The sequence below is a fragment of the Bacillus sp. TSO22 genome (assembly GCF_020223595.1).
In the GTDB taxonomy this organism is placed as follows: domain Bacteria; phylum Bacillota; class Bacilli; order Bacillales; family Bacillaceae; genus Bacillus; species Bacillus inaquosorum.
In genome coordinates this window covers 572,357-592,783 of record NZ_JAHAWO010000009.1, presented here as the reverse complement: position 1 = coordinate 592,783, position 20,427 = coordinate 572,357, and the positions used below count along the sequence as shown (strand labels likewise).

General features: G+C 42.8%; 22 protein-coding genes and 3 riboswitches. Of the genes, 15 read left to right on the top strand and 7 right to left on the bottom strand.

All coding sequences use genetic code 11. From position 1 onward, the window contains the following. Positions 1–4: 4 nt before the first annotated feature. Positions 5–1,198 carry an S-methyl-5-thioribose kinase gene (mtnK, locus tag KHQ79_RS11500; RefSeq protein ID WP_225515200.1) on the bottom strand — a complete coding sequence of 398 codons (1,194 nt, stop codon included), beginning with the start codon at positions 1,196–1,198 and terminating at the stop codon, positions 5–7. A 105-nt stretch (positions 1,199–1,303) separates the two neighbouring features. Beyond that, a riboswitch (SAM riboswitch) is annotated at positions 1,304–1,459 on the bottom strand. Positions 1,460–1,542: 83 nt separating this feature from the next. After that, positions 1,543–2,322 carry a carbon-nitrogen family hydrolase gene (locus tag KHQ79_RS11495; RefSeq protein ID WP_060398492.1) on the bottom strand — a complete coding sequence of 260 codons (780 nt, stop codon included), beginning with the start codon at positions 2,320–2,322 and terminating at the stop codon, positions 1,543–1,545. Positions 2,323–2,416: 94 nt separating this feature from the next. On the opposite strand from KHQ79_RS11495, the gene mtnE reads away from it, so the two are divergent. From mtnE to mtnD, 5 genes are all read left to right on the top strand, one after another. Next, entirely contained in the window at positions 2,417–3,610 is a 1,194-nt protein-coding gene (mtnE, locus tag KHQ79_RS11490) for a methionine-glutamine aminotransferase (RefSeq protein ID WP_225515199.1), read from the top strand. Positions 3,611–3,651: 41 nt separating this feature from the next. After that, positions 3,652–3,752: riboswitch (SAM riboswitch) on the top strand. An 84-nt stretch (positions 3,753–3,836) separates the two neighbouring features. Then, entirely contained in the window at positions 3,837–5,054 is a 1,218-nt protein-coding gene (gene mtnW, locus KHQ79_RS11485) for a 2,3-diketo-5-methylthiopentyl-1-phosphate enolase (protein WP_225515197.1), read from the top strand. After that, positions 5,051–5,758 carry a 2-hydroxy-3-keto-5-methylthiopentenyl-1-phosphate phosphatase gene (mtnX, locus tag KHQ79_RS11480; protein WP_225515195.1) on the top strand — a complete coding sequence of 236 codons (708 nt, stop codon included), beginning with the start codon at positions 5,051–5,053 and terminating at the stop codon, positions 5,756–5,758. The genes mtnW and mtnX overlap by 4 nt, the downstream gene beginning before the upstream one ends. Further along, the gene (locus KHQ79_RS11475; protein WP_225515193.1) at positions 5,716–6,345 is read left to right on the top strand and encodes a methylthioribulose 1-phosphate dehydratase; all 630 of its coding nucleotides are present in this window, start codon (positions 5,716–5,718) and stop codon (positions 6,343–6,345) included. Before mtnX ends, KHQ79_RS11475 begins: the two co-directional genes overlap by 43 nt. Before the next feature lie 14 nt (positions 6,346–6,359). Further along, the gene (mtnD, locus tag KHQ79_RS11470) at positions 6,360–6,896 is read left to right on the top strand and encodes an acireductone dioxygenase (RefSeq protein WP_225515191.1); all 537 of its coding nucleotides are present in this window, start codon (positions 6,360–6,362) and stop codon (positions 6,894–6,896) included. Positions 6,897–6,936: 40 nt separating this feature from the next. Here the strand turns inward: mtnD and KHQ79_RS11465 are convergent, their stop codons facing one another. Continuing rightward, the gene (locus tag KHQ79_RS11465; protein WP_133487678.1) at positions 6,937–7,257 is read right to left on the bottom strand and encodes a YkvA family protein; all 321 of its coding nucleotides are present in this window, start codon (positions 7,255–7,257) and stop codon (positions 6,937–6,939) included. A gap of 202 nt (positions 7,258–7,459) precedes the next feature. Between KHQ79_RS11465 and spo0E the strand changes: the two genes are divergently transcribed. Both spo0E and KHQ79_RS11455 read left to right on the top strand, forming a co-directional pair. Then, positions 7,460–7,717, top strand: a complete 258-nt coding sequence (spo0E, locus tag KHQ79_RS11460; RefSeq protein ID WP_003218598.1) for an aspartyl-phosphate phosphatase Spo0E — start codon at positions 7,460–7,462, stop codon at positions 7,715–7,717. 85 nt (positions 7,718–7,802) lie between these two features. Then, positions 7,803–8,234, top strand: a complete 432-nt coding sequence (locus KHQ79_RS11455) for a hypothetical protein (RefSeq protein WP_019258237.1) — start codon at positions 7,803–7,805, stop codon at positions 8,232–8,234. Positions 8,235–8,261: 27 nt separating this feature from the next. On the opposite strand, the gene KHQ79_RS11450 is transcribed toward KHQ79_RS11455, so the two are convergent. Beyond that, the gene (locus KHQ79_RS11450; protein ID WP_080010785.1) at positions 8,262–9,782 is read right to left on the bottom strand and encodes a sporulation kinase KinD; all 1,521 of its coding nucleotides are present in this window, start codon (positions 9,780–9,782) and stop codon (positions 8,262–8,264) included. A gap of 192 nt (positions 9,783–9,974) precedes the next feature. On the opposite strand from KHQ79_RS11450, the gene mhqR reads away from it, so the two are divergent. Beyond that, positions 9,975–10,412, top strand: coding sequence for a MarR family transcriptional regulator MhqR (gene mhqR, locus KHQ79_RS11445; protein ID WP_003232475.1), 438 nt, complete (start codon positions 9,975–9,977; stop codon positions 10,410–10,412). A gap of 39 nt (positions 10,413–10,451) precedes the next feature. On the opposite strand, the gene motB is transcribed toward mhqR, so the two are convergent. The 3 genes from motB to clpE form a co-directional block, all read right to left on the bottom strand. Then, a complete protein-coding gene (gene motB, locus KHQ79_RS11440) occupies positions 10,452–11,237 on the bottom strand; it encodes a flagellar motor protein MotB (protein ID WP_225515189.1) in 786 nt (261 codons plus the stop codon). Next, the gene (gene motA / locus KHQ79_RS11435; RefSeq protein ID WP_003238984.1) at positions 11,209–12,021 is read right to left on the bottom strand and encodes a flagellar motor stator protein MotA; all 813 of its coding nucleotides are present in this window, start codon (positions 12,019–12,021) and stop codon (positions 11,209–11,211) included. The genes motB and motA overlap by 29 nt, the downstream gene beginning before the upstream one ends. A 384-nt stretch (positions 12,022–12,405) precedes the next feature. Next, on the bottom strand, positions 12,406–14,505 hold the full coding sequence (clpE, locus tag KHQ79_RS11430; RefSeq protein WP_225515187.1) for an ATP-dependent protease ATP-binding subunit ClpE: 2,100 nt from the start codon (positions 14,503–14,505) through the stop codon (positions 12,406–12,408). Positions 14,506–14,871: 366 nt separating this feature from the next. Here clpE and KHQ79_RS11425 point away from each other — a divergent pair, with 366 nt between their 5' ends. The 7 genes from KHQ79_RS11425 to KHQ79_RS11395 all read left to right on the top strand — a co-directional run bounded on the left by KHQ79_RS11425 (position 14,872) and on the right by KHQ79_RS11395 (position 20,359). After that, positions 14,872–15,915 carry a YkvI family membrane protein gene (locus KHQ79_RS11425; RefSeq protein ID WP_003238981.1) on the top strand — a complete coding sequence of 348 codons (1,044 nt, stop codon included), beginning with the start codon at positions 14,872–14,874 and terminating at the stop codon, positions 15,913–15,915. A gap of 139 nt (positions 15,916–16,054) precedes the next feature. After that, a riboswitch (PreQ1 riboswitch) is annotated at positions 16,055–16,099 on the top strand. A gap of 127 nt (positions 16,100–16,226) precedes the next feature. After that, positions 16,227–16,886 carry a 7-cyano-7-deazaguanine synthase QueC gene (gene queC / locus KHQ79_RS11420; protein ID WP_225515185.1) on the top strand — a complete coding sequence of 220 codons (660 nt, stop codon included), beginning with the start codon at positions 16,227–16,229 and terminating at the stop codon, positions 16,884–16,886. After that, a complete protein-coding gene (gene queD, locus KHQ79_RS11415; protein ID WP_080010786.1) occupies positions 16,879–17,328 on the top strand; it encodes a 6-carboxytetrahydropterin synthase QueD in 450 nt (149 codons plus the stop codon). The genes queC and queD overlap by 8 nt, the downstream gene beginning before the upstream one ends. After that, a complete protein-coding gene (queE, locus tag KHQ79_RS11410) occupies positions 17,321–18,052 on the top strand; it encodes a 7-carboxy-7-deazaguanine synthase QueE (RefSeq protein ID WP_003238976.1) in 732 nt (243 codons plus the stop codon). The genes queD and queE overlap by 8 nt, the downstream gene beginning before the upstream one ends. Before the next feature lie 17 nt (positions 18,053–18,069). Next, complete coding sequence (queF, locus tag KHQ79_RS11405; RefSeq protein WP_003218613.1) at positions 18,070–18,567, top strand: preQ(1) synthase; 498 nt, start codon at positions 18,070–18,072, stop codon at positions 18,565–18,567. A gap of 349 nt (positions 18,568–18,916) precedes the next feature. Then, entirely contained in the window at positions 18,917–20,116 is a 1,200-nt protein-coding gene (locus tag KHQ79_RS11400) for a DUF3880 domain-containing protein (protein ID WP_032732105.1), read from the top strand. 15 nt (positions 20,117–20,131) lie between these two features. Continuing rightward, positions 20,132–20,359 (top strand): LysM peptidoglycan-binding domain-containing protein, encoded by a 228-nt coding sequence (locus tag KHQ79_RS11395; protein ID WP_003238974.1) that lies wholly within the window; start codon positions 20,132–20,134, stop codon positions 20,357–20,359. The last annotated feature ends 68 nt before the right edge of the window (positions 20,360–20,427 follow it).

Sequence of the window (20,427 nt, the reverse complement as noted above, 5' to 3'; positions counted from 1 at the left end):
TGGATCATTCCTTTACAAGTAACTTAAATAATTCAATAACATCCGTTATCGTTTTGAATTCCGAACGTTTTTCGATAAAAGCTGTGCCGGTTTCGAGCGCCAGCCGTTTTCTGCCGATTCGTTTATCAAACGGCACGATCGTATCCAGATCAGCCACATGCGCAAGTCCGATCGCGCGGCGTATCAGCTCGCAGCCCGCAAACCCGATCGCCTCTTCAAAAATATGACTGAGCGTATCAGTAAGGTAACCGTCGATTTTGGCGTAAACATCCAGACTGTCCTTCTCCCAGGCTACACTAAACGTCTCTTTAAACGTTTCCCAGACCTGCTTAACATGTTCATATAACGGCCCTCTGTCAGCCCCGTCACGACCGAGTGCGTTCAAGAATAAGTTGGCAATAAATTGGCCTACATCAAAGCCGATCGGTCCGTAAAAAGCAAATTCAGGATCAATCACCTTTGTTTCATGTTCGCTGGCGAAAATGCTTCCTGTATGCAAATCACCATGAATCAATGTTTCTGCAGATGTTAAAAACGACTTTTTCAGCTTAGCGGCTTCGATTTTGACGTTGTCATTATTCCACAGCTTCTCGACAAAAGGCCGAAGCTCTTCTTCAAAGTCATTTGTGTCATGATCAAAGAAAGGATCTGTAAAGACAAGTCTTTCCGTTATGTCGCACAGCTCCGGATTTGTAAATTGTTTAACAAGCTGTTTTTTCACCTTGGGTTCAAGCGCGTAATCTGATGAGTAGAAAAGTGTTTTTCCTAAAAATTCACCGATGTGCTGTGACAGGTGCGGATAATGTTCCCCCTCAATGAGTCCTTTTCTTGCGATTTTCAGGTGAGAAAGATCCTCCATGACGGTAACCGCCATTTCTGTATCAGAATAAAACACTCTTGGAACCAGATGGGGGACATGCTCGCCCTGGCGTATGAGAGCACTGCTTTCAATTCTTGCGCGATCGATTGTCAGCGGCCAGCTTTCTCCGACCACTTTTGCATAAGGAACTGCCTGTTTAATGATCAATGCTCTGTCATGTTCTTGATCATAAATATGAAAAACGTAATTTAAATTGCCGTCGCCGATCTCCTGGCATGTCAGCGTGCTTTTGCTTGGAAATAAGCCAAGCTTCACCGCAAGTGCCACAGCGGAGCTTTCATTTAACGTTTCGTATAAAGGTGTTTTTGTGACTGCCATTGTCATAACCTCCAATTATGTAATCTCTTTGATATGTTTGCAGCTGAATGGCCGTAAAAAAGCCTCCTTCTCAGAGAGAAGGAGGCTTAACATCTATGTCCGCCTCTCTTATCTCTCAGATCAGATCTGAAGGAATTAGCACCGTGCCTTAAGAGACGAGCGTCTCGGCGCGAAAAAGATGCGCCCCATTTCACAATGGAATTACGGTCGGTTGCTGTTGGGGTCAAAAGGCCAAATCCCTCGCCCAACTCTCGATAAGAGAATATATTCACTTGTTAAACAATTCTAATTTATCAGTTGATGAACATAGTAACAGGTGTTTTATTAAGTTGTCAATATATTTTTTAATATAAATCTTTTCTGATATCATCGAAAACAGGAATGCTCTCCCGCACTTCAACGCTTTCCTGAAGGTCGATTTCCGCACGTACTATGCCTTCTTCCAGGCCGCCTTCAGCAAGTATACGCCCCCATGGATCAATAATCAGGCTATGCCCGGCAAATTCATTATCTGGATTTGAACCGGTACAATTGCAGGCAGCGACAAAGCATTGATTCTCAATGGCCCGCGCAATAAGCAGGCTTTTCCAATGATCAAGGCGGGGAAGGGGCCATTCCGCAGAAATAAACAGCACGTTGGCTCCTTTCGTCGTATGTTTTCTGATCCACTCCGGAAAACGGATATCGTAACAGATCAGTCCTGAGCTTTTGACGCCATCTAGCTCAAAGTAGCCGTCTTCGGAACCGGCTGATAAATACACATGCTCATCCATCAGCTGAAAAAGATGGACTTTTCTGTACTCTTTAATGATTTGTCCTTCCTTATCCGCGATGTACATTGTATTATAAACATCAGAATCCTTTCTGACAGCGACCGATCCGGCGACAATATGAACGCCATGTTTCTTTGCCGTTTTCTTCAGCCAGTTCTGAGCAGAACGCCCGTCTTCATCAGCGAGCTCATCAAGGTTGGACAGGTCATATCCGGTCGTCCATAATTCAGGAAGAACAAGAACATCAGCATGCTTACTTTCTTTTTCGATTAAAAATTCAGCCTTTTTTATATTTTCCGAAGGTTTACCGTATGAAATATCAAATTGAAGACAAGATATCGTCCATTTCATCTTTTTAACACCCCAAATTTTTCTTTACTTTTTTCATTTAACCATATATGATGATGGACTATTATTTCAAGAATTTTTTAGAAGGTGAGAATAGATGAAATTTGAACAGTCTCATGTATTGAAGGAATTGCCTAAACAATTCTTCGCTTCTCTGGTGCAGAAAGTGAACCGAAAGCTCGCAGAAGGACACGACGTCATTAACCTCGGACAGGGAAATCCGGATCAGCCGACTCCGGAACATATCGTTGAGGAAATGAAACGAGCCGTTGCTGATCCAGAAAATCATAAATATTCGTCTTTTCGCGGCTCATACAGTCTGAAGTCGGCAGCGGCAGCATTTTATAAAAGAGAATACGGCATTGATCTTGATCCTGAAACTGAAGTCGCTGTATTATTCGGCGGGAAAGCCGGTCTGGTCGAGCTCCCGCAATGCTTGCTGAATCCTGGTGATACGATTTTAGTTCCGGACCCGGGCTATCCTGATTATTGGTCAGGTGTCACACTCGCGAAAGCGAAGATGGAAATGATGCCGCTCGTAAAGGACAGGGCGTTTCTTCCTGATTACTGCAGCATCGCCGCTGAAGTGAGGGATCAGGCGAAATTGATGTATTTAAATTATCCGAATAATCCGACCGGAGCTGTTGCTACCTCTGAATTTTTTGAAGAAACCGTGAGTTTTGCGAAAGAAAACGGGATCTGTGTCGTTCACGATTTTGCTTACGGCGCTGTAGGATTTGACGGCTGCAAGCCTTTAAGCTTTTTGCAGACTGAAGGTGCGAAGGATATCGGAATTGAAATTTACACGCTGTCAAAAACGTATAATATGGCAGGGTGGCGGGTCGGCTTTGCCGTCGGAAACGCTTCGGTCATTGAAGCGATTAATCTTTATCAAGACCATATGTTTGTCAGCCTTTTCAGAGCGACTCAGGAAGCTGCAGCGGCGGCACTGTTAGCTGATCAGGCATGTGTGGCGGAGCAAAATGCCCGATATGAAAGCAGGCGAAACGCTTGGATCACGGCATGCCGGGAAATCGGCTGGGATGTGACAGCTCCGGCAGGTTCATTTTTTGCATGGCTGCCTGTGCCTGAAGGGTATACTTCCGAGCAGTTCTCAGACCTTTTGCTGGAAAAAGCGAATGTGGCGGTTGCAGCTGGAAACGGCTTTGGTGCATATGGTGAGGGTTACGTCAGAGTCGGACTGCTGACAAGTGAAGAAAGACTCAAGGAAGCCGCTTATCGAATTGGGAAACTGAACCTGTTTACCCAAAAAAGCATTGACAAGATCTGATAACGATGGGATAATTCAAAATAATTTATAAAATCTATATTTTCTTATCAAGAGCAGGCAGAGGGACGAGCCCGATGAAGCCCGGCAACCGACTTGTAAAGCACGGTGCTAATTCTTGCAGCTGGCGGCTGAGAGATAAGATTCGGACGAGAAACGAAACCTCTTTAGACGCGATTGCTGTTTGAAGAGGTTTTTTTATATGGATGAAAATGAAAGGAGCTCTGGCATGAGTGAGTTATTAGCAACATATCTCCTGACAGAACCGGGAGTCGATGCAGAGAAAAAAGCAGACCAAATCGCAACAGGATTGACAGTAGGCTCCTGGACTGATCTGCCCTTGGTAAAACAGGAGCAAATGCAAAAGCACAAGGGACGGGTGATAAAGGTCGAGGAGAGAGAGGGGACTCTTGCATCAGGAAAACAAGCGGTGATCACAATTGCCTATCCTGAAATGAATTTCTCTCAGGATATTCCGGCTTTGCTGACAACAGTGTTTGGCAAGCTGTCGCTGGACGGGAAAATCAAATTAATCGATCTTCACTTCTCTGAAGCATTTAAGCGCACGCTGCCGGGACCGAAGTTTGGCGTATATGGTATTCGGAAGCTGTTGGGAGAGTTTGAGAGACCGCTGTTAATGAGCATATTTAAAGGGGTTATCGGAAGGGACCTGAGTGATATTAAAGAACAGCTCAGACAGCAGGCGCTTGGCGGTGTTGACTTGATTAAGGACGATGAAATTTTCTTTGAGACAGGTCTGGCGCCTTTTGAAACAAGAATTACAGAAGGAAAGCAAATATTGAAAGAAACGTATGAGCAAACCGGGCATAAAACGCTGTATGCTGTCAATTTGACTGGACGTACGGCTGATCTGAAAGACAGAGCGAGACGCGCTGCCGAATTAGGAGCGGATGCGCTTTTGTTTAATGTCTTCGCTTACGGTTTGGACGTCATGCAAAGCCTAGCGGAAGATCACGAAATCGCAATCCCGATTATGGCACATCCAGCGGTCAGCGGGGCGTTTACGTCTTCACCGTTCTACGGCTTTTCTCACGCTCTTTTGCTCGGAAAATTAAACCGGTATTGCGGTGCTGACTTCAGTCTCTTCCCATCTCCATACGGTTCGGTTGCGCTTCCAAAAGAAGATGCGCTGGCGATTCACGAAGAATGTGTGAGAGAGGATGCCTTTCATCAAACATTTGCCGTTCCGTCAGCAGGCATTCATCCCGGTATGGTTCCGCTTTTAATGCGGGATTTCGGTATAGATCATATTATTAACGCCGGGGGAGGAGTACACGGACATCCGAACGGCGCCCAAGGCGGGGGCAAAGCATTCAGAGCCATTATTGATGCGGTCTTAGAAGCTCAGCCGATTGATGAAAAAGCCGAACAATGTAAGGATCTGAAGCTTGCGCTTGATAAATGGGGAAAGGTTGAAGCCGTATGACGACTCGAAAGCCTTTAATTATTTGTGATTTTGACGGAACCATCACAATGAACGACAACATTATAAGTATCATGAAAACTTTCGCTCCGCCGGAGTGGACGGCATTAAAAGACGGCGTACTTTCCAAAACGCTTTCGGTCAAGGAAGGTGTCGGGCGGATGTTCGGTCTTCTGCCAAGCAGTTTAAAAGAAGAGATTACAAGGTTTGTATTGGAAGATGCAAAAATCAGGGAAGGCTTTCGGGAATTTGTAGCGTTTGTCAAGGAGCATGAGCTTCCGTTTTATGTCGTTAGCGGAGGAATGGACTTTTTTGTGTATCCATTGCTTGAAGGCATTGTGGAGAAAGATCGTATTTATTGCAACCATGCGTCATTTGACAGTGACTATATTCATATTGACTGGCCTCATTCTTGCAAGGGAACATGCAGCAACCAATGCGGCTGCTGCAAGCCGTCGGTGATACATGAACTTTCTGAGCCAAACCAATATATCATCATGATCGGTGATTCGGTTACAGATGTGGAGGCGGCAAAGCTGTCTGACCTTTGCTTTGCAAGGGATTACTTATTAAACGAATGCCGGGAACGGAACCTGAATCATCTTTCGTATCAAGATTTTAATGAGATAAGAAAAGATATTGAGAATGTAACGGAGGTACAGGAATGGCTGCAAAACAACAACGCTGGCGAGAGCTCGCTGAAGTAAAACGGGAATTGGCCGAACGAGATTGGTTTCCGGCGACTAGCGGCAATTTGTCTATTAAGGTTACTGATGAGCCTTTAACATTTCTCGTAACCGCAAGCGGTAAAGATAAACGAAAAGAAACGGACGAAGATTTTCTGTTAGTGGATCAAAACGGAGAGCCTGCCGAGAGCGGACATTCTTTGAAACCGTCAGCAGAAACGCTCTTGCATACACATTTGTACAATAAAACAAATGCCGGATGCTGCCTGCACGTCCATACGGTAAACAATAATGTGATTTCAGAGCTATACGGGGACCAAAAGAAAATCACATTCAGAGGCCAGGAAATTATAAAAGCGCTCGGCCTGTGGGAAGAGAATGCAGAAGTGACCATTCCGATCATTGAAAATCCGGCTCATATTCCTACACTCGCGGCACTGTTTGTCGAAGAGGTTTCAGAAGATTCAGGAGCTGTTCTGATCCGAAACCACGGTATTACCGCTTGGGGCAGAACGGCATTTGAAGCAAAAAGAGTGCTTGAAGCATATGAATTTTTGTTCAGCTACCATTTGAAATTGAAAACACTCCAGCATCAGCTGGTTAAATAAAAGGAGGAACTAAATTGGCAACAATTCGAATTCATGATGAGGCGAATACAACGATTGTAAAACAAGAGGAAGTTGCAAGCTTTCTCGACAGTCAAGAGGTTATTTATGAGCAATGGGATATCGCAAAGCTTCCTGTACAGCTTTCTGAGAAATATGATCTGACAGAAGAAGAAAAACAGCAAATCCTCGATACCTTTGAAACTGAAATTAAAGATATCTCAGCCCGACGCGGCTATAAAGCACAGGATGTTATCTCCTTGTCAGACAGCAATCCGAAACTTGATGAACTGCTTGAGAACTTTAAAAGAGAGCATCACCATACAGACGATGAGGTCCGTTTTATCGTAAGCGGACACGGCATTTTTGTTATTCAAGGCAAAGACGGAACGTTTTTTGATGTCCGTTTAAACCCTGGAGATTTAATCTCAGTGCCTGAGAATATCCGCCATTACTTCACGCTTCAGGAGGACCGCAAAGTTGTTGCTGTGAGAATCTTTGTCACAACTGAAGGCTGGGTTCCGATTTATGAAAAAGACAGCGTGAATCAATAAGCAGGAAAAGCCCCGTTCAATCGAACGGGGCTTTTTATATTTATTGCAAACGCCACTTTTCATATTGTGACATTTCTTTTTTAATCAGTGTCCAAATCAAACCTAGAACAGCTGCATCGTCAATGATCCCAAGACCGAGGATAACGTCTGGAATGATATCGAGCGGCATGGCGATATACAAGATGGCAGCACTTAGAAGCAAAAGTGTTTTAATCTGTGAACGGGGGTAGTCACCGTTTCTCCAATCGCGAAGCATTTGAAAAAAAATAGTGATGTGCTGGATACATTTTTTTCGGTTTTTCCTTTTTAAAACCGCTTTTCCGCCTGCCGCTCCGAGCATTATTGCTTTCTTTTTCTTCATCGGGCATACCTCCTGCCTGGCGGTGTGTTTAAGATATTCTTCACCTGGGTATTGTTCTTCTAATCCTATCAATATATCTATTATACCTGAAAAATTAACTTATTTAATGAAAATATGTTTACAAATAAAGTATAATCTGTAATAATGCACAATAACCCAATCAAACTTGTTTCCTATTTCTTAGCGGCGAGGGGTGAAGTGAATGGGCGGTTCTTCTGAACAAGAAAGATTGTTGGTGTCTATTGATGAAAAAAGAAAGTTAATGATAGATGCCGCTAGAAAGCAGGGATTTACAGGGCATGACACGATCAGACACAGTCAGGAGCTGGATTGTTTAATAAATGAATATCACCAGCTCATGCAAGAAAACGAACATTCCCAAGGGATTCAAGGCCTTGTAAAGAAATTAGGCTTGTGGCCCCGCAGAGATGTTATGCCTGCATATGATGCAAATAAATAGCGGCGCTATCAGATGCATATATAAAGAGAGAGCTTTTCAGAAGCGCTCTTTTTTTCTGGAAAAATTCATATGAAAGAGGGAACTGATGAAAGAACTGGCGATTATCATTACTGAAATGGTCAATCAATTTCATGATGCTTTTATTTCATTATGCGGAATGTTTGGCATTCATTTAACCGACAAAGAGATGCATTTTTGGGTGATCGGCATTTTTGGCATTTTCTTTTTCGGCGTCACTCACGCTGTGTTTACATGGCTATCTAAGTGGAGCATGACAGCCTTGTCCTTTATCTATACCGTTACAGTCATCATTGTCATCGTATTTGCTATTGAAATTCAGCAAAAAGTAACGGGGAGAGGGAATATGGAGTTTTTAGATGCCACTGAGGGTTTAAAGGGTTTTTTGGTATTCTTTATGTTTTTTTTGGTTCTGAAACTGCTGTTGCGTTTCATCAAAATACTCTTTTCTGGCAGAACAGCAAGCAAGTCGAATGGCAATTCACGTTCAAGAAGATAAAAACCCCTCCTGACACGGTCAGGGGGGTTATGAAGCGGATACGGGGAGGGTGATCGTCACCTCCGTGCCTCTTCGCACTTCACTTTCGATATGAATGGAGCCTCCGTACATCAGCACGATCCGTTTACATACAACAAGGCCGAGACCAGTTCCTTTTTCTTTAGAAGTGACAAAGGGAAGGAAGATATGATCGAGCATTTCCTGAGAAATCCCTTCACCGTTATCCACGACTTTGATAATGGCCTTTTTATCCAAAGCTCCTAAGGAGATCGTCAGTTTGCCTCCTTCAGGCATTGACTCGAGGCCATTTTTTGCTACATTTAAAATCACTTGTTTAATATGATCTTTTGTACATTTTACGAGTAAGGGCTGCTCGGTTAAATACTGTAATTCAACTTCAACATTGTATAGGTTGCCCTCAGAATAGATGATCGGCATAATTTCACCGATAATATCCTGAAGCGAGTTCAGCTCCCATTTTTCAGCTGTCGGCTTGCCAAGAACGAGGAACTCACTCACAATTTGATTAATGCGCTTTATCTCCTGTTCAATAATGGAGAAGTAAAGCTGATCTTCTTCACCTTTATATTTCTTTTGCAACAGCTGAATAAAGCCGCTTATGCCGGTGAGCGGGTTACGGATTTCATGAGCCGTGCTGGCAGCAAGCGTCCCGATCAGCTCTAATTTTTGCGCCTCATTTTCTGACCGCTCCAGCTGGGTCTGCCGCTTCAGCAAATAATACAGCACGAGAATAAAAAGGATATTCAGCAGAACAATAATACATGAAAGTGGAAGCACAAGGCTTTTCGTCAGTTCTTCTATTGTGACGGGGTTCGGATATACTTTCATATTCCAGCTGATATCATCCAGATATCCGCTGACTGGTTTCTGATCTTTTGCATGAGAGGCCTGTCCGCTTGTAAAAATCATTTTCCCGCCTTGGTTTATCACTTCAATATAAACATCAGGGCTCAGCAAGTTAATGAGGTTTTTCAAATAATCAATTTGAATAGCTGCGACAAGATAATCTGTCACATTTTCCTTTGAGTCCAAAACAGGAACACAAATGGTAAAAATCGGCTGGCCTGTAATTCTGCTCGAATAACTATCTGAAATGACTGTCTTTTTTGTTTCCTTCGCTTTTGTAAAAAAAGATCTGTCGGCCAGGTTTACTTTCGTTTTTAATTCCGTTGTGCTTACGGTAACGTCTCCTTTGGCGTTCAGAAAATAGAGACCGGAAAATCTCGGCTCTGAATCAAAGGTTTTTTCCAAAATCGACTGCATTTTCTTTATATCAACCGGTCTGTCAATGGCGATGGACAAGGAGGTCATTCTCGCCTTTGTTTCTCCGATTAAATAATTGATTTTGTTGCGGTGAAGGTTCAGCAGGACACTAGCTTCTTGCTTATGTTCTGCAGCTATTGTATCTTTTTCTTTTTCATATACGAAAAAGCTGATGACGATTGCCGGAATCACGACCAGTATAATATAAAGTTTGACTCTCCCGCAGGCGCCTTTTAGTATTTTCAATTTGCATCGCTCCAACATACACCTGATTAGAGGTATTATATCATTGTTTCTTCTTCTTTAATAAGAAAAAATAACCAAAAAAATTAGAAAAAGATGTTGAGCAGCTTACATGATAAAAAAGAAGAGAAATATTGGAAAGATTTTTATTGACATTTTGGTCTTTGTTTATTAATGTTTCTCTGTAACGGTTTCTAAAAGGATGATTGAGACATGACAGAAAAATCACTGAAGTTATTTATCGTGCTGTCGCGCGCGTATCGGTCTATTAACGATCATATGAATAAACATATTCATAAGCATGGACTGAATCCGACTGAATTTGCTGTGCTTGAGCTGTTGTACCATAAAGGCGATCAGCCGCTGCAGCAGATAGGGGATAAAATTCTCTTGGCTAGCGGGAGCATCACATATGTTGTAGATAAGCTGGAGCAAAAAGAACTCCTCATTCGGAAAGCGTCTCCTACAGACAGACGAGTGACATTTGCACAAATCACTGAAAAAGGCATCGGTCTTTTGAACGATATTTTCCCTGATCACGCTGCTGAAATTGATGAAATGATCAGCGTATTAAGCGAAGAAGAGGTAGAGATGTGCACAGAAATGTTAAAAAGAGTAGGATTAAACGCAAAACAATTTCATAATAAGTAAAAAAAGGAAGCCTGATATGTCACAAGGCTTCCTTTTTTACTATTTTTCATTTGTTTCCGCTGCGCCTCTCGGCAAGATGAGAACTTCAACGCGCCGGTTTTTGCTGCGGCCTTCCGCTGTTTTGTTGGAAGCCACCGGTTTATACTCACCGTAGCCCTTGGCACTGAACACTTTTGCGTCTAGCTTAGGGTTTTCAATCAGAAGCCCCATAAAGTTTACCGCTCTCATGACACTTAAATGCCAGTTTGATTGGAATTCAGAATTTTTAATTGGCATATTATCAGTATGTCCGCTGATAATGATATTTCTCGGAGGATTAATCACAAGAAGATTAGAAATCTCTTTTGCAAGCGGTACATCTACTTTACGTATGGTCGCTTTTCCAGAATCAAAGAAAATGCTGTCTTTAATCGTAATCAGCAGGCCTTCACTAGTCATCTTTGTTTCCAGCTGATGTTCCAGCTTTTTATCTTTGATGAACTTTTCCACCTGGCTTTTTACATTTTCAAGCTCTTCTTGATCAGCTGCTTTTTCTCTTTCTTTCTTGTTTTTCTCTTTCTCTTCTTTTTCCTTTTTCACTTCATCGATTCCGTCTGACTCGTTTGCAGGAGGGGTGACACTGGAGTAGTCCAGTACGCCGGTGCCGCCTGTAAAGACTTCATTAAATGATTTTGAAAGCATTTGAAACTTAGCTGCGTCAATTGAACTGCTTGCGTACAGCACAATAAATAATGCCAGGAGAAGAGTAAGGATATCGGCGTAAGGAACCAGCCATGATTCATCAACATGCTCGTCCTCATGCTTCTTCTTCTTTTTTCTCGCCATTTTGCGCCTCTCCTTGTTCTGCAAATTTCAAGCGGTCCTTCGCAGGAAGGTACATTAAAAGCTTTTGTTCGATGACTTTCGGTGCTTGTCCTTCTAATACGGACAGGACGCCTTCAATCATAACCTCACGCAGTTTTACTTCTTGTTTTGATTTTCGCTTTAATTTATTTGCGAAAGGATGCCATAACACATATCCCGTAAAGATACCGAGAAGGGTGGCGACAAAGGCTGCACTGATGGCGTGTCCAAGCTCATCTGTATTGTCCATATGAGAGAGGGCGGCAATCAGTCCGATTACTGCGCCGAGTACGCCAAGGGTCGGCGCGTAAGTTCCCGCCTGTGTAAAAATAGCGGCTCCGGCTTGGTGCCTGTCCTCCATCGCTTCAACTTCCTCTGTCATGATATCTCTGATAAATTCCGCGCTTTGCCCGTCAACAGCCATGCTGAGCCCGTTTTTCAGGAAAGCGTCATCTACATCCTCAATGCTTGCTTCTAAAGCAAGCAGGCCTTCGCGGCGCGCAAGCTGGGCCCATTCTGAGAACATAGGAATGAGCTCCTCTATTGTCAGCTGTTTGTTTTCCTTAAATAACACTCGGAACAGTGCAGGCACTTTTTTAATTTCTTTAGTTGGGAACGCAATAACGACTGCTGAGATTGTCCCGGCGATAATAATTAAGATGGCAGCGGGGTTTGCAAGCGCGCTGAAACTGACGCCTTTCAGAACCATCCCGACGCTCAATGCCACAAAAGCAAGAATAATACCGATTAACGAAGTTTTATCCATAGTTTTCACCAAATCCTTTTTTACTAGCTTGTCTATGGTTAATATCGGTTTCGGTGCCCGGAACTTTAGGGACATTGTGAATTTGTTCATGAAATATTCAAGGAAGAGGCATAGAAGGGAGAAATAAACAAAACCGGGCCTTTTAAAATTGAAAAGCCCTCTTAACGGTATTGAAATTGACAGCTTGATTGCAAGCTGTTCCTCAGACGGTCTTCATATAAAAATAGAAACAAATATTCACTGTATATAAACAAGCTCCATCCCTCCTTAAGAAAAGGGTAAAGGATGAAGGGGAGTAGCGCTTCAGGGGAAGGGACGGTATTTTCTCAGCCAAGAGTATGAATGCACAAAAAAACGGCTTCCTAAATAGGAAACCGCTGATCGTTATTTCGCTTGTACTTTGATTTTATTATCCTCTGCAGTGACGTGAAAACTTGTGATCTCGCTATTGTCAAGCAGCAGATCGGTCATTTCATCCTCCACCCATTCTTGGATGGTTCTTCTGAGCGGACGTGCACCGAATGAAGGATGGTAGCCCAGCTCAGCGATTTTTTCTTTCGCTTCGTCTGTCACACTCAAGCTGATGCCGCGTTCTGCCAATGTTTCTTCAAGTTCTCCAAGCAGCAGGCTGACGATTTTGACCAGATGTTCTTTTTCCAGTGAGCGGAACTCAATAATGCTGTCAAAACGGTTGAGGAACTCAGGTTTAAAGAACATGCTCAGTGAATCAATCAATGTTTGTTCTTCGATTACACTGTCATCTGATTGGAAACCGACTTTCGTTTGTTTTTCGCCGGTACCCGCGTTACTTGTCATGATAATCACAGTGTCTTTAAAGCTTACGGTTCTGCCTTGGCTGTCTGTCAGACGGCCGTCCTCCATGATTTGCAGGAACATATGCTGAACGTCAGGGTGTGCTTTTTCAATTTCATCCAGCAACACGATGCTGTAAGGATTGCGGCGCACTTTTTCTGTTAATTGTCCAGCTTCCTCATGGCCGACATATCCAGGCGGTGAACCGATGATTTTAGATACGGCGTGTTTCTCCATGTATTCGCTCATATCGAGGCGGATAATAGAGTCTTTTGTGCCGAATAATTCATCTGCCAGCGTTTTAGAAAGCTCTGTTTTCCCTACGCCGGTAGGACCGACAAAGAGGAAGGAGCCGACTGGTCTGTTTTTGGATTTTAATCCTGCGCGGCTTCGTCTTACCGCTTTTGCCACTTTTTGAACAGCGGCTTCTTGTCCGATGACACGTTCATGAAGTTTTGCTTCAAGCTCTTTCATTTTTGTTTGTTCATCTGCCTGCAGTTTGCCGACAGGGATGCCTGTTTTTTGTTCAACAATTTCCTGAATGTGCTCAGCTCCTACAGTGACAGCAGAATGAGCGGAAGAGCTGTTCAGTTTTTTCTCCAATGCGATTTCTTCATCACGGAGTTTTGCCGCCAGTTCGTAATTTTCTTCTTCCAGGGCTTTTGTTTTTTCAGCTTCAATCGCAGTTAAGCGTTCAGCCGCATCCTCATCATTCAGTTCATCAATTAACAGGTTGGCCTTTGACCCTGCTTCATCCAATAGGTCAATTGCTTTATCCGGCAGGTGTCTGTCTTGAATGTAACGGGATGATAAAGTCACACAAGCTTTGATTGCTTCATCACTGAATGTCACGCCATGGTAGGCTTCATATTTGTCTTTAATCCCTTGCAGAATGAGGATAGCCTGTTCAATTGAAGGCTCCTGTACCATGACAGGCTGAAAACGTCTTTCCAGTGCGGCATCTTTTTCGATTTGACGGTATTCTTTCAATGTTGTCGCACCGATGACTTGCAGTTCGCCTCTGGCAAGGGCAGGCTTGAGAATATTGCCTGCGTCCATTGAACCTTCTGCAGAGCCTGCGCCAACGAGAAGATGAATTTCATCAATGAACAGTATGACATTTTTTCGTTCTTTCAGCTCAGTGATCAGCTGTTTCATTCTCTCTTCAAATTGGCCTCTGATCCCTGTGTTTGCAACCAGGGATGCAACATCAAGCAAGTAAAGCTCTTTGTTTTTCAGTTTGTTTGGAACATCATCTTCAGCAATTTTTAAAGCAAGCCCTTCGGCGATTGCGGTTTTCCCTACACCCGGCTCACCAATGAGAACCGGATTGTTTTTGTTGCGGCGGTTCAGAATTTCGATCACGCGCGCCACTTCTTCATCACGGCCGATGACGGGATCAATGAGACCGGCTTTTGCACCGTTTGTAATATTTTGAGCCAGCTCATCAAGCAATCCTTTTTTCTCGCTTTGTTTTGCTGCGTTTTGTTCTTTCGGCTGGAATGCTTGTTCAAACGGAAAACCGAAAGATTGAGGACCCATGCTCATTGAAGGTTTGCGGGTCAGCTCGTTATAGCAAGTTTCACATAGAACCATATGTTTATGAACAGAATTTATTTGCATGTTAAGGCGAATCGTCGCCTCGTTTTTATGACAATGTTGACAACGCATTTGCCAAAACCTCCTTAAAAGTTTGATCTTCTTTGACCAATGGATGTGAATAAAAAGGCCGTTTGGATTTGACCTTCTTTGACTATAAGTATACGGCAAACTTATCGGCTTTCAAAACAATATGCTCAGAGCAGTCTGACTATTTGACTAACTTTGACCAATTGATTTTAAAAAAAGGCCGGTTCGTTTGACCAACTTTGATTAATAGTATACTCTGACTAACTTTGACTTTCAAGTCATTTGCGTAAAAAATTTTTGATTTGTTTACACAGTAAAACATGTTTTCTTCGTCTTTTCAAGGAACTTGTCTCATAGGTTATAAAAAGGCATATATGGACAAAACTGCGGTTCGTTTGGAGGGGAGAAATGGAACAATCAAAAGGATCAGCAAGTCAGCTTGCTTTCGTGTATATCGGCACAGTAGTTGGAGCTGGATTTGCGACTGGCAGGGAAATTGTTGAGTTTTTTCTGAAGTTTGGCTGGTTCGGTTTATTCGGCATTATCGTCAGCGGCGGGATGTTTACGTTACTGGGAGCCAAGCTGATGATCATTTCAAAGCGAATCAATGCCAAGTCATATCAAGAAATGAACATATTCTTGTTCGGGGCGACGGCTGGCCGGATTATCAATGTGTTTATGCTGTTTGTTCTCCTCGGCGTCACATCTGTTATGCTCTCTGGGGCAGGGGCGCTTTTTGAGGAGCAGCTGGGGATGTCCGCTCAAATTGGGATGCTGATTACAATTGGGTTGAGCTTAATTGTGATGACTAGAGGTGTAAAAGGCATTTTCGGTGTCAACGTGTTTGTTGTTCCTCTTTTGATCATCTTTTCTATGATTGTGGTGGCCGACTCTTTTATTTTCAGCGAGTCGCGGAACACAGCTCAGTGGGTATGGCCGCATCGCTGGGACTGGCTCTTATCAGCGTTTTCTTACGGCGCTTTGAATTTATCGCTTGCCCAAGCGGTTTTGGTTCCGCTTGCGAATGAAATGTCATCGGAAAAAGTGATAAAAAAAGGCGCTTTAATCGGAGGCACGATACTGACGATTGTGCTGTCCGCGAGTTTTCTGTCTTTGTCGATGCTCCCGGATGTATTTTTGTATGATATACCGATGGCCCAAGTGGTTTATCTCTTTGCACGATCTGTCCATTTGATTTATTTGCTCATTATTTTCGGCGAAGTGTTCACATCGGTTATCGGCAATCTATATGGGTTGGAAAAACAAGTGCAGAGCTTTCTTCCAATCAAAAGCAAATATATCTTTGCAGCCATTATGACCACGGCTTATATCACGAGCCAAATTGGATACGGCAAGCTCATTTCAACGATTTATCCATTGTTTGGCTATGTGAGTCTGGCCTTCATAGGCGCCCTGATTTGCAAAAAGGCTCCCCGGCGGCGCAGTTTATAATTACATATATAATAAAGCGGGCCGTCATTGCAGAACGGCGCTTGTTCGGGAAGCTAGGGGCTGACTTTTTTATTGTCAAGAAAAACAACATTATGGTAAGATAGCAGAAGTGAAAAATTGAAGAAAATCCGTGCGATATGCGGGAGAGGTTCTAGCTACACCCTCTATAAAAAACTAAGGACGAGCTGTATCCTTGGATACGGCCTTTTTTATGTTTTTCTAGAGCACCTTCCGAAAAGGTGTTTTTTTGTGTGAATCAGCTGTAGCGATGTCTCTCGCCGACGTTTTTATTGCGGAGAAGGAGAGGAATCATGAAAAAAGAAAAAGCAATTGTCGTATTCAGCGGCGGTCAAGACAGCACCACATGTTTACTATGGGCTCTAAAGGAATTCGAAGAAGTCGAAACGGTGACTTTTCATTATAATCAGCGTCATTCGCAGGAAATTGAAGTGGCAAAATCTATTGCAGAAAAGCTTGGTGTGAAAAACCATTTGCTTGATATGTCACTTTTAAATCAGCTTGCACCGAATGCCCTGACAAGAAATGATATTGAAATAGAAGCAAAAGATGGTGAACTGCCATCCACATTCGTTCCGGGCCGCAATTTGGTATTCTTATCTTTTGCGTCTATCCTGGCATACCAAATTGGTGCGCGCCACATTATTACAGGAGTTTGCGAGACAGACTTCAGCGGTTATCCTGATTGCCGTGATGAATTCGTAAAATCTTGCAATGTAACGGTAAACCTGGCGATGGAGAAGCCGTTTGTGATTCATACACCGCTCATGTGGCTCAATAAGGCGGAAACGTGGAATCTTGCAGATGAGCTTGGCGCGCTTGATTTTGTAAAAAACAACACGCTGACCTGTTATAACGGCATCATCGCGGACGGCTGCGGCGAATGTCCGGCATGCCACCTTCGTTCAAAAGGTTATGAAGAATATATAGCGATGAAAGGAGAGCGTGCATAAATTGTTATCTCAAATTTATCCGCAGGCCCAGCATCCTTACTCATTTGAACTGAATAAGGACATGCACATCTCAGCTGCTCATTTTATCCCTCGGGAAAGTGCGGGAGCGTGCAGCAGGGTTCACGGGCATACGTATACCGTAAATATAACCGTTGCCGGCGACGAACTTGACGATTCCGGCTTCCTTGTCAATTTCAGTGTGCTCAAAAAACTGGTGCACGGAAACTATGATCATACGCTTTTAAATGATCATGAAGAATTTTCTCAGGACGACCGGTATTCGCTGCCGACAACTGAAGTCGTGGCGAAAACGATTTATGACAAGGTGCAGGCTTACTTAGACACATTGGAGAATAAGCCAAGCTGTGTACAGGTGTTTGTCCGTGAAACACCGACAAGTTATTGTGTCTACCGTCCGAAAAAGGGTGGTTTGAATGGCTAAAGGAATTCCTGTATTAGAAATTTTCGGCCCGACGATTCAAGGGGAGGGCATGGTGATCGGACAGAAAACGATGTTCGTCCGGACAGCCGGCTGTGATTATTCCTGCAGCTGGTGTGACTCCGCCTTCACTTGGGACGGGTCTGCTAAAAAAGATATTCGCTGGATGACGGCTGAGGAGATTTTTGCAGAGCTTAAGGAAATTGGGGGAGACGCGTTTTCCCACGTGACGATCTCAGGCGGCAACCCGGCCCTGTTAAAGCAGCTGGATGCTTTTATTGAACTGCTAAAGGAAAATGACATCCGTGCAGCGCTTGAAACCCAGGGGACCGTTTATCAAGACTGGTTTACACTGATCGATGATCTGACGATTTCTCCAAAACCGCCAAGCTCAAAAATGGTGACGAACTTCCAAAAGCTTGATCACATTTTGACTTCACTTAAAGAGAATAATAGACAGCATGCTGTCAGCTTGAAGGTAGTTATTTTTAATGATGAGGATTTGGAGTTTGCCAAAACGGTGCACAAGCGTTACCCGGGAATCCCGTTTTATTTACAAGTCGGTAATGATGACGTGCATACGACAGATGATCAGACATTGATTGCACATTTGCTTGGGAAATATGAAGCCCTTGTTGATAAGGTAGCTGTCGATGCGGAGCTGAATCTGGTCAGAGTGCTTCCGCAGCTGCACACCCTGTTATGGGGCAACAAACGCGGAGTATAATAGAAAGGAAGATAAATATGACGACAAGAAAAGAATCAGAATTAGAAGGTGTCACACTGCTTGGCAACCAAGGAACAAATTATTTGTTCGAATATGCGCCGGACGTGCTTGAATCCTTCCCGAACAAACATGTAAACCGTGATTACTTTGTAAAATTCAACTGTCCTGAATTCACATCTTTATGCCCGAAAACAGGACAGCCTGACTTTGCGACAATCTACATCAGCTACATTCCTGATGAAAAAATGGTTGAAAGCAAATCATTAAAGCTGTACCTGTTCAGCTTCAGAAACCATGGAGACTTCCACGAAGACTGCATGAACATCATCATGAACGACTTGATCGAATTAATGGACCCGCGCTACATTGAAGTATGGGGCAAATTCACGCCAAGAGGCGGAATTTCCATTGATCCGTACACAAACTACGGAAAGCCGGGCACGAAGTATGAGAAAATGGCCGAGTACCGCATGATGAATCATGACTTGTATCCGGAGACAATTGATAATCGTTAATGAGAAGTCACACTCAGTTACAATAAAATTGTGACCTGAGGTGCAACCTGAAGTGTAACTTAATGCAGTGAAAAATTGATATTGCAGAGGTAATTTAAGACGTACAAATGTGTACGTCTTTTTTTTATGCACAAAAACAATTTATTAACGTAAATATTTTGATAGAAAAGCTAGCAAAATCAAAGGCAAATATGCTGTAGATCGCTTTCTTTTTTTGTGGGGCATCTGCACAAGCTATCATGTCATCTCGCACCTGAACGTTTTTTATAGACTAGTACCGCGACAAGTTATATTACAAATACATACCAATAAAGTAGACATTAAATAGTGAAAGAGAGGACGAAAACGTGTGAAAATTCTTTTTCTTGAGAGTCATCCCATGTGGCTCTATGGTTTACCGAATGGGTTTAGGGAAGCAGGCCATACCGTAATGATTTCGGGTCCTGTAAGCCGGGAAAATATTACTGAAATGATAGACGAATTTAAACCGGATCTAATAGTATCTATGGGATGGACACCAGAGCATTCAAGGGAAAAGCAAGCCTGGATTCGCAACGCAACTAAAAAGGTGAATATTCCTCTCGTTTATTGGGCAACTGAAGACCCACTGCACACTCAAAACTTTACCATCCCGTTAATTAAAAAGATGAAACCGGATTTTGTTTTCACCGTTACACCTTCTCTGTGTAAAATTTATGAAAGCATGGGGATTAAAGCAGCTCACTTAGACTTTGCATATCACGAAAGTATACATCATCAGATTAAACCATTGGAGAAATACAGTTGTGATATAGCAGTGGTGGCTAATGCTTACCCTAATTATCTTGAAGAACATCCGGAAGTGTTCCGTTCGTCCTCTTTAAAAACGCTTATTCGCCCTCTTATACGAAAAGGGATTCGCATAGATTTTTGGGGCAAAAATTGGGAAAAAATGAGTAAACATATAGGAAAAGAAATTCCCCGCAATTGGATTCATGGATACCTCGATTATACTGAAGCATATAAAGTTTACAGTTCAGCAAAAATCATTATCGGTTTGCAAAACTGTGAAAGCCAACTTACGCAGCGCACCTATGAAATTCTTGGTTCCGGCGGGGTTTTATTGACATCGGATACACCGGCAGTTCGAGGTAAATTCAAACCTGGCCGCGATCTCATCGTCTCTTCCTCCCCAAAAGAAACATTTGAAAAGGTGAAATACTATTTGAATCATGATAGCGAGAGAAAAAAGATTCAGATAAACGGTAAAAAGGCAGTGAAGAATGACTCCTATCGGCATAGAGCTGAGAGAATGATTGAGGTGCTAACAAGAAGAGGAATCATAAGGAACGTAGGGGAAACCATACATTACGTAGATGTTCTCAAAGAAAAATACGAGATTCATCATGTTACTCCCGGTGAAACATTATTGAAAATTGCCATGAAGTATAAAGTTTCTCTGCAGCAAATCATGGAGCTTAATCATTTCAAATCAGATCAAATATATGCTGGACAAATTATTAAAATAAGAAAGAAACGGTCTAGAGATGTGAAAAATAAATTTTTCTAAAGGAGAGTAATAAGAATGAAGGGGAAAATACCTAAAACAAGAAACCAAGCGAATAAAGTAAAAAGAACGCCTCGTTATATGGAATTTCCCGTGACATACGAAGTGTATCATGTGGAATCTGGTGATACACTATGGACGATTTCCAAATCCTTTAATATTCCGGTACAACAACTTATGAATCTTAATAAGCTTTCTTCAGATATTATTTATCCTGGACAAATGATAAAGATAAGAGAGAGGTAATCTATGAAGTTTCGGAAACGAAACAAATTGAAATGATCAATCATTTTATTTGTTGGGAACTTGATATT

Bases quoted from the DNA above. Each gene is read 5' to 3' on its own strand.
- motB (WP_225515189.1), bottom strand. From the start codon at position 11,237: ATGGCGAGAAAAAAGAAGAAGAAGCATGAGGACGAGCATGTTGATGAA.
- KHQ79_RS11395 (WP_003238974.1), top strand. From the start codon at position 20,132: ATGAAGGGGAAAATACCTAAAACAAGAAACCAAGCGAATAAAGTAAAA.
- mtnX (WP_225515195.1), top strand. From the start codon at position 5,051: ATGACGACTCGAAAGCCTTTAATTATTTGTGATTTTGACGGAACCATC.
- mtnW (WP_225515197.1), top strand. From the start codon at position 3,837: ATGAGTGAGTTATTAGCAACATATCTCCTGACAGAACCGGGAGTCGAT.
- clpE (WP_225515187.1), bottom strand. From the start codon at position 14,505: ATGCGTTGTCAACATTGTCATAAAAACGAGGCGACGATTCGCCTTAAC.
- mhqR (WP_003232475.1), top strand. From the start codon at position 9,975: ATGACAGAAAAATCACTGAAGTTATTTATCGTGCTGTCGCGCGCGTAT.
- KHQ79_RS11455 (WP_019258237.1), top strand. From the start codon at position 7,803: ATGAAAGAACTGGCGATTATCATTACTGAAATGGTCAATCAATTTCAT.
- KHQ79_RS11425 (WP_003238981.1), top strand. From the start codon at position 14,872: ATGGAACAATCAAAAGGATCAGCAAGTCAGCTTGCTTTCGTGTATATC.
- KHQ79_RS11465 (WP_133487678.1), bottom strand. From the start codon at position 7,257: ATGAAGAAAAAGAAAGCAATAATGCTCGGAGCGGCAGGCGGAAAAGCG.
- KHQ79_RS11475 (WP_225515193.1), top strand. From the start codon at position 5,716: ATGGCTGCAAAACAACAACGCTGGCGAGAGCTCGCTGAAGTAAAACGG.
- queF (WP_003218613.1), top strand. From the start codon at position 18,070: ATGACGACAAGAAAAGAATCAGAATTAGAAGGTGTCACACTGCTTGGC.
- mtnK (WP_225515200.1), bottom strand. From the start codon at position 1,198: ATGGCAGTCACAAAAACACCTTTATACGAAACGTTAAATGAAAGCTCC.
- KHQ79_RS11450 (WP_080010785.1), bottom strand. From the start codon at position 9,782: ATGTTGGAGCGATGCAAATTGAAAATACTAAAAGGCGCCTGCGGGAGA.
- queC (WP_225515185.1), top strand. From the start codon at position 16,227: ATGAAAAAAGAAAAAGCAATTGTCGTATTCAGCGGCGGTCAAGACAGC.
- mtnE (WP_225515199.1), top strand. From the start codon at position 2,417: ATGAAATTTGAACAGTCTCATGTATTGAAGGAATTGCCTAAACAATTC.
- motA (WP_003238984.1), bottom strand. From the start codon at position 12,021: ATGGATAAAACTTCGTTAATCGGTATTATTCTTGCTTTTGTGGCATTG.
- queE (WP_003238976.1), top strand. From the start codon at position 17,321: ATGGCTAAAGGAATTCCTGTATTAGAAATTTTCGGCCCGACGATTCAA.
- spo0E (WP_003218598.1), top strand. From the start codon at position 7,460: ATGGGCGGTTCTTCTGAACAAGAAAGATTGTTGGTGTCTATTGATGAA.
- KHQ79_RS11495 (WP_060398492.1), bottom strand. From the start codon at position 2,322: ATGAAATGGACGATATCTTGTCTTCAATTTGATATTTCATACGGTAAA.